This window comes from Allomesorhizobium camelthorni (assembly GCF_011045125.1).
In the GTDB taxonomy this organism is placed as follows: Bacteria; Pseudomonadota; Alphaproteobacteria; order Rhizobiales; family Rhizobiaceae; genus Allomesorhizobium; species Allomesorhizobium camelthorni.
On record NZ_JAAKZF010000154.1, the window covers coordinates 1 to 7,120 of the forward strand.

Genomic DNA, 7,120 nt, shown 5'->3' on the forward strand with positions numbered 1-7,120 from the left:
TCCTTGGCCTTGTCCAGCTCGTCATCGGTCACACCGTCCTTGACGATACGTGCGATCTCCGCGTCGACTGCCGCTTCCAGATCTGCGAGCTTGGCATTGCCGCGCGGCGAGCCGTAGATGGTGAACCTGGTGGCATCCAGCATGGTGCCCCGGAAATTGGCGCCGGCGGCGGCGGCAATGCCCTTTTTCACCACCAGCTGCTGGTAGAGCCGGCTGCGGCTGCCGCCGCCGAGGATTTCGGCCAGGAGGTCGAGCGCCTCGGCCTCGCCGGGTTCGGCCGTGTGATAGGACGGCACCACCCATTGCGTGGAAAAGCCGGGCACCGAAACGCGCGCGTCGGTCAGCGTCACCGTGCGCCTGGTGTTCTGCTCCGGCTCGACCGGGCGGATGCGGGGTAAACCAGGACCCGCCGCAACCTTTCCATAGGTCTTCTCGGCCAGCGCCTTCACCGTCCCCGGCTCGACATCGCCGGCCACCACGAGCACGGCGTTGTTGGGTCTATAATATAGGTCGTAGAACTCGACGGCGTCGGTCCAGTTCAGCTTCTCCATCTCCTGCATCCAGCCGAGGACCGGGATGCGGTAGGGCTGGTTCTGCCAGAGTGTCGCGTCGACTTCCTCTTCCAGCACCGCCCGCGGATTGTTGTCGGTGCGCGAGCGGCGCTCCTCCAGGATCACGTCGCGCTCGGTCTTGATATCATCGTCGTTGAGGATGAGGTTGAACATGCGATCGGCCTCGAAGCTCATCATCTGCTCCAACGCCGAAGGCGCTACCGTCTCATGGAAGGCGGTGAAGTCGTAAGAGGTGAAGGCATTGTTCGAGCCGCCGACGGCCGAGACGGCGCGGTCGAACTCGCCTGCGGCATGGTTGGTTGTCGCCGCCTTGAACATTAGATGCTCCAAGAAATGGGCAATGCCAGATTTGCCCGGCGGCTCGTCGGCGCTGCCGACCTTGTACCACACCATGTGGGTCACGATCGGGGCACGGTGATCGGGGATGACGACCACCTCCATGCCGTTGTCGAGCAGGAAATCCGTCACCTTGCCGTCATCGGAGGCCGCCAGAGCCGGGGCGGTCGTCACGAAGCCCAGCGCGGTCGCAAAAAGTGTCTTGCGCAGCCAGCCAGACCGAAGGTTCATCGATGGCTTCGGTTCTGGTGACGGGACGAGAGGCAAAATGATTTGTTCCTCACTTTGAAGGCGCTGCGTCCCCGTCTCAGCTTGTTGTGGGGGAAGGTGGATCGGCGGGCAGCGCCGAGCCGGATGAGCAACCGTCTTGATCTTGCCAGTCCTCACTCGAGCGTCACCCCTGGATGGGCCCGAGAGACCCGCGGCGGCAGTAGCTTTCGGTGAGGTGATCATGGGACGATTTCTCCTTGGTCCGTGACGTGTTGGCGGACGACCGCGCATGTACCGTGCCAAATGAGAAAACCGTGCAAAGGCAATGTGATAGATCTGGCTCTGCTACGGCGCGTATCCGATATTGTCGGACATTGGACAGGGCCGAACGCGAAGCGCTTGCGGGTTGGGACGACATCTTGCTCGTGCGCAAGAGGATTGAGCGTGCTGCCGCGCAGGGGGATAGGAGCGCCTCGAACTGGCCGCGGCACTTGAGAGTGTTGGAATTGAGTGGACGCTGGTGAAGGCCTGGAGACGATGATGGTCGCCGCGGAACGCTTCCTCGGCAGGCAGGCCAGGGTCGCAACGAGCAGAGGAGTCAGAAGCGTGGCCGGTAGGGAAGAGGAGCCGGCCGCCAGGCGACTCGCAGTGCAAGTGCGCTGCACCGAGCATTCCCGCTCGAACAGATGAATGACCGCCCACCCCATCTTCGACAATTGGCTGGATCCGCTTGAGCTGAACGAACAGCCGCCGTAGCAGTGCCGTTCATGAAAGCTCGAATCTTAGCGTCGGGGGTCTTCTCCACGAGGTGCGCTGCTTCAGTGGTCGGTCGTCGGTGGTTCCTTCAAATCAGGCTGGTGTCAGCAACCCGACCTTACCGGGGAACATCGATGACCACCGCCACGCCGCTCGCTCGCTTCAGCGCTGTTGAGGGCGCGCTCGCGAGCGGCTTCGTCACCGCCGACCCACGCCACTCAGCGGGGCAACGACCCTGCATTCTGCTTTGTCTGCAATCTAACAATGTCGGATATGAGACACGCCGGTCATGGAGCTATCATCTTCATAGCAAACATGTTTCACCTTTGGCACGGAACATGCTCGAATAGCTGCAGACGCATTGCAGTTGGGCGCAAGTCCTACGAATTGCACGTGTCTGGCGTCTCGCATGTGGCGAGCGAAACCGTCGAGCAGATGGCCGAGCTCTGGGCGGTCGAGGAGAGCATCCGCGGCCAGGACCCACGTCCGCCGCTCCGCGCGCCAGGAGCAGTCGGCCACCATCATTGCCGGCCTGGAGAAAATAAAAATGCTCAGAATTTTCGCCGTCCTGGCGCTGTCGCTCTTCGTGGCGAACTGCTCCGCGACAACCTCGACAACCCACAGCGCCGTGCAGGTCGCCGGTCATCCCTACAAGACCGATCCGAACTGCAAGCGCACCAAACCGCTCGGCACGTTCGACGAACGCTGCGATCATCCGCGGCTCGGCTATCGCGGCTTTTCCGATCCGACGATCGGCGCAGCTTCCGGCGCTGGTGGCGGCTTCTGTCTCTAATCCAACCAACGGGGGATCCCAAGCGGGCGCGCCATTTTTCATGCGAGGGACAATGACAATCTCTACCAATCGAATCCGGCGCGAGGTCCGCGTCTCACGGGCCGCTTTCTCCTCCCCAGCGATGGCAGCCGAGCGGGCGTGTGAGGGAATGGACGCCTGTGGATGTGCCGTTTCTTTCCTGACCAGTCAGCTTCTCGACAGCTAGTTGCGATAGCTTGTCGTTGGCTTCCGAGGCTCGCAATCCAATGGAGAACTGTATGGGTGGTTGGCAGTTCAATCCTTGGCAGTTGAACCCGCTTGCGCCAGGCTTCGCGCAGCAAAATAACGACATGCCGGTAGGGCAACAGGCGGACGACGCGAGCCTGCAAGCGAGCTTTGACCAGCAGCTGAACCAGTTGCGGCGTAGTTCGTCCGGGGGGAGCGGTGGAGGGCTCCGGAGCACGGACCTCGGCGCTTCGCAGCCGGTGCTGTCGTTGCCCGATCTGCCGGACAACTTGATCACTGGCGCGCGCCACAGGTCGGAGGCGGCGGCGCACGGACCGGGCCCAGGGCCGAATAGCGGGAGACAGCAACCGGAGTTTGCGGTGAACAAAGAGGTTCGCGTGGGCGCAAAGCGCGACCGCTCCGGGCCCTTTCCCGAGGACAAGGAGCTTGTTTCCACCTTCAAGAAAGCAGCCCTCGAAGTGAACACGCACGAGAGAACTGCCAAGAGATTGGTAGATGATCTGCACCATTTAAGCCGCTGGCTGCGCCAGGAAAATCGGGGCCCAATATTCGACCGATTTAGCCGCGATTCGCCTAGCCATGCTTCTTTTGTCGCTGATGTGCAGGACTATCTGAGGGATGGTGGCCGCATTGCTGTCGTTGCGCAGCTGAACAAGGTTGCGCCCGGGAGCCTCCCGTCGCGAGGCAATCTAATTGGGGACCTCCATGCTGGAGACGTGACTCTCTTGGAGAGGTTTCGGGAGGGCGCCGAGCAGCGCAAAAGCGCCACCAAAGGGGCCATCAATAACATTCTTTCCGGATTTAGGCTGTTTGCTCGGTGGCTCCAAGAAAACAATAAGGGCCCTCTAGCTTCTCAGTTGCAAGGCGGTTCACTAGACAAGGAAATCTCGGCGTATAGGGCCCTGGGGCGGGACCCTCAGAACCGCCTTAAATCGGCTCTGCATGATCTCCGGCGGTACTTGCCTGGGGCTGAAGAAGCCGAAGGACCCGAACCCCGTGGCATTGGGCGCCCCCGTCACCTGGCTCCTCATCCCGAAGACGCGCCCCTCATCGATGGCGCGCTCGGCCAAGCGTTGACAGATCTTAGAGCCCCGACTGCGGAGCAGAGGCAGTTTGCCCAGAAGCGGGCCACACGTCTTCGTGGGCTGAGTGATTGGCTTCAACAAAACGGCAAGGGGAGCATAGCTGGCCGACTTAACGGCTCTAAGCAGGAGCAGTTAAGGCTGGAGAACGATGTGGTAGCGTTCAAACAGGCTGGAAGCAGAGTCGGCTTTTCCGATTTGTCGCATCTTCGGAACTACTTAAAACTAGTCGAGGCGAACGGAGAGCTGGGGCTGCAAGCGCGTGAGCAGTCGGCTTTGCTGTTGGACGCTGGGCGGCCCAGCCCGCCGCAGGCGCTTCCCGCGACCCCCGCCGCGAGCGAGGGTGCTGGGGCTTCCTTGAACGAGGCGATGCAAGAACCCGCGTCACCATCAACTGCCAGGGCTCGCTCCGACACCTTCGGCGGTCTTCAGTCTTTTGTTGATCTGAATGCGCCCACGCCGTCCGACTTGCGCGACGATGCTCACTTTGCGCCGGCGCCCTCTGCCGGGGCTCGCTCCGACACCTTCGGCGGTCTTCAGTCTTTTGTTGATCTGAATGCGCCCACGCCGTCCGACTTGCGCGACGATGCTCACTTTGCGCCAGCGCCCTCTGCCGGGGCTCGCTCCGACACCTTCGGCGGTCTTCAGTCTTTTGTTGATCTGAATGCGCCCACGCCGGACGATTTGCGCGACGATGCTCACTTTGCGCCAGCGCCCTCTGCCGGGGCTCGCTCCGACACCTTCGGCGGTCTTCAGTCTTTTGTTGATCTGAATGCGCCCACGCCGTCCGACTTGCGCGACGATGCTCACTTTGCGCCAGTGCCCTCTGTCAGGGCTCGCTCCGACACCTTCGGCGGTCTTCAGTCTTTTGTTGATCTGAATGCGCCCACGCCGTCCGACTTGCGCGACGATGCTCACTTTGCGCCAGTGCCCTCTGCCGGGGCTCGCTCCGACACCTTCGGCGGTCTTCAGTCTTTTGTTGATCTGAATGCGCCCACGCCGGACGATTTGCGCGATGATGCTCATTCTGCACCGGTGCGTCCGCGCGGGCAGATGCTCGGCGACACGGAGTGGCAGACCACGATGCAAGGGACAGGGTCCGCCGCCGTCTTGAGGCCGGGAGGGCCCGATGACGTTCAGCTCATCCATCGCGGTCGACTTTCGCCGATGAGTGAAGCTACGCCAGCGACACCGGCAAGAGCTCCCCAACCCGCGTGGCCAGTAACCGCTAGGCTGCCAGACACCTACCGCGGTCTTCCAGTGGTTGATGTGACTACGCCTACGGCCAGCTCCTCCGATGCTCAGATCGGGGCGTTGGATCCGACAGCCTCGCCCAATGTCCCCAACGGGTCGGTGCTCGGCGCCATCGAATGGCTGAGCGACGCCCATATCCAGAGAGATTATGATTTCCTGGAGGAGCAGCTGCGGGGGATCAATCCAACGCTCGCCGCCCGGACGCGGCTGGTGGATCCGTCGGTGTCCCATCTACTGCGCCAAATGGAGCTGCAAGACGCGCAAAGCACATTGCAGTCCATCTATAATCATAATGACGCCCCAGCCGACTTCCTGTTCCTGCCAGTGAACAATGGCACTCCTACTAGCCCCGGCACCCATTGGTCGCTGCTGCTCGTTGATCGCCGCAACCCGGAAAGGCGGGTCGCCTATCACTATGACTCCCTCCAGAGAGAGGGATTCAACGACGTGCCTGCAAAACAGCTCGCAGGACTGCTGGACGCCACCTTGGCGCCAGCCCGCATGGCCCGACAGCCGAACAAGCATGATTGCGGCGTCTTTGTGGTGGACGGCACGCGGGCGCTGGTTCAACGATTGGTGGACGGGGAGCGGCCAGACCACGAGCCGCTGCACCTCGACAACCTCGTCGCCGATCGGCAGGCGCTGCAAAACCGACTGACCCGACGCCTTGATCGGGATTCTGGAAACGGCACGCTGAGGCAGTCGAGTTTTGCGGAAACCGGGTCTTTGCGAGAGGATTGAACGAAGCCGCCGCTGGCGCCGCATTTGAGGAGAGGTAGTAACGGTGGCCTCCTGGCTGAAAGGATTGACGGTTTTCAGAGCTGAAGACTTCAGACAGGAGGTTTTCCGACGGCTGAGATAACATGATTTGCGTTGATCTGGGTCCCCTCGCATGGCCACCCTTGATCACCAGCGCCTGCGCATCCGTAGAAAGCAATTTCTCGGCCATACGGCGCAGCTCGAGGAAATTCGGGAAGTAGCAGCCCTTCCGAGCTTGGGGATGCGCAGATCGAGGGAGCAGGCCCGCGTCTCCTAGTCTCTGTCGCGGCAGCCTTTGCGCTGAGCCGTGCGCAGCGGGTTCTTCTCGCCATAGCCGGCGCCGGTGGCCGCACCCACCTCCAGCTTCATCAGTCGCTCCGCGGCAAAGCCGATCATCCCGCGCAAGATATCGGCGTGGGGGGCTCCTCCACGAGCGTGCGCAGGTTCATCATGTGGTCGGTCACCGGTGGTTCCTTCGAATCAGGCTGGTGTCAGCAACCCGACCTTACCGGGGAACATCGATGACCACCGCTACGCCGCCTCGCTCGCTTCAGCGCTGTTGAGGGCGCGCTCGCGAGCGGCTTCGCCACCGCCGACCTACGCCATTCTGCGGGGAACGACCTTGCATTCCGCTTTGTCTGCAATCTAACAGTGTCGGATATTAGACACGGCGGGTCATGGCGCTATCATGTTGATAGCAAACATTTTTCACCTTTGGCACGGAACATGCTTGAATAGCTGCAGACGCATTGCAGTTAGCCACTAGGTTGGCCCTGAATCTCAGGGCTGCCGCTCAGCATGACCCAAAGGCCGACACGTGGAATTTTATGATTGGTGTCGATCCAGTAAGGCGTCTCCGAGCAAGACGGAGACTCACACCAGGTTCTGGAACTGGTTCCCTTTCGAATTGCGGATGGCTCTGGGATGAATAAACTATGTCTGACTGTGCTTATTGTTGCAGGCTTTAGTTCCTGTATCGGCAGTATGTTGCTGAAATGGAGCCGGATGTCACTGCCTGCCGATGTGGCAATATCTGATAAATTTCTCTCAATTGGTTTTATATTTGGAGCAATGTTTTACGGAATCAGCATAGTGTTGTATGCAACGGCTCTCGATTCTACGGAGGTGTCAGT

3 protein-coding genes and 2 pseudogenes are annotated in these 7,120 nt (G+C 60.9%); 3 read left to right on the forward strand and 2 right to left on the reverse strand.

Going from position 1 to position 7,120, the window contains the following annotated elements:
* Positions 1-1,139 (reverse strand): M16 family metallopeptidase (locus G6N73_RS33895; protein WP_165034271.1); only part of this gene is annotated, 1,139 nt, incomplete at its 3' end.
* Positions 1,140-2,421: 1,282 nt separating this feature from the next.
* Between G6N73_RS33895 and G6N73_RS33900 the strand changes: the two genes are divergently transcribed.
* Positions 2,422-2,667, forward strand: coding sequence for a hypothetical protein (locus G6N73_RS33900; RefSeq protein WP_206079244.1), 246 nt, complete (start codon positions 2,422-2,424; stop codon positions 2,665-2,667).
* Positions 2,668-2,924: 257 nt separating this feature from the next.
* On the forward strand, positions 2,925-5,969 hold the full coding sequence (locus G6N73_RS33905) for a Ulp1 family isopeptidase (protein ID WP_246252791.1): 3,045 nt from the start codon (positions 2,925-2,927) through the stop codon (positions 5,967-5,969).
* 157 nt (positions 5,970-6,126) lie between these two features.
* On the opposite strand, the pseudogene G6N73_RS33910 reads toward G6N73_RS33905, so the two are convergent.
* Positions 6,127-6,451: pseudogene (locus G6N73_RS33910) on the reverse strand (transposase); the annotation flags it as partial.
* Between the two features lie 460 nt (positions 6,452-6,911).
* On the opposite strand from G6N73_RS33910, the pseudogene G6N73_RS33915 reads away from it, so the two are divergent.
* Positions 6,912-7,120: pseudogene (locus G6N73_RS33915) on the forward strand (DMT family transporter); the annotation flags it as partial.

Coding starts and splice junctions, on each gene's coding strand:
- G6N73_RS33900 (WP_206079244.1), top strand. CDS start 2,422: ATGCTCAGAATTTTCGCCGTCCTGGCGCTGTCGCTCTTCGTGGCGAAC.
- G6N73_RS33905 (WP_246252791.1), top strand. CDS start 2,925: ATGGGTGGTTGGCAGTTCAATCCTTGGCAGTTGAACCCGCTTGCGCCA.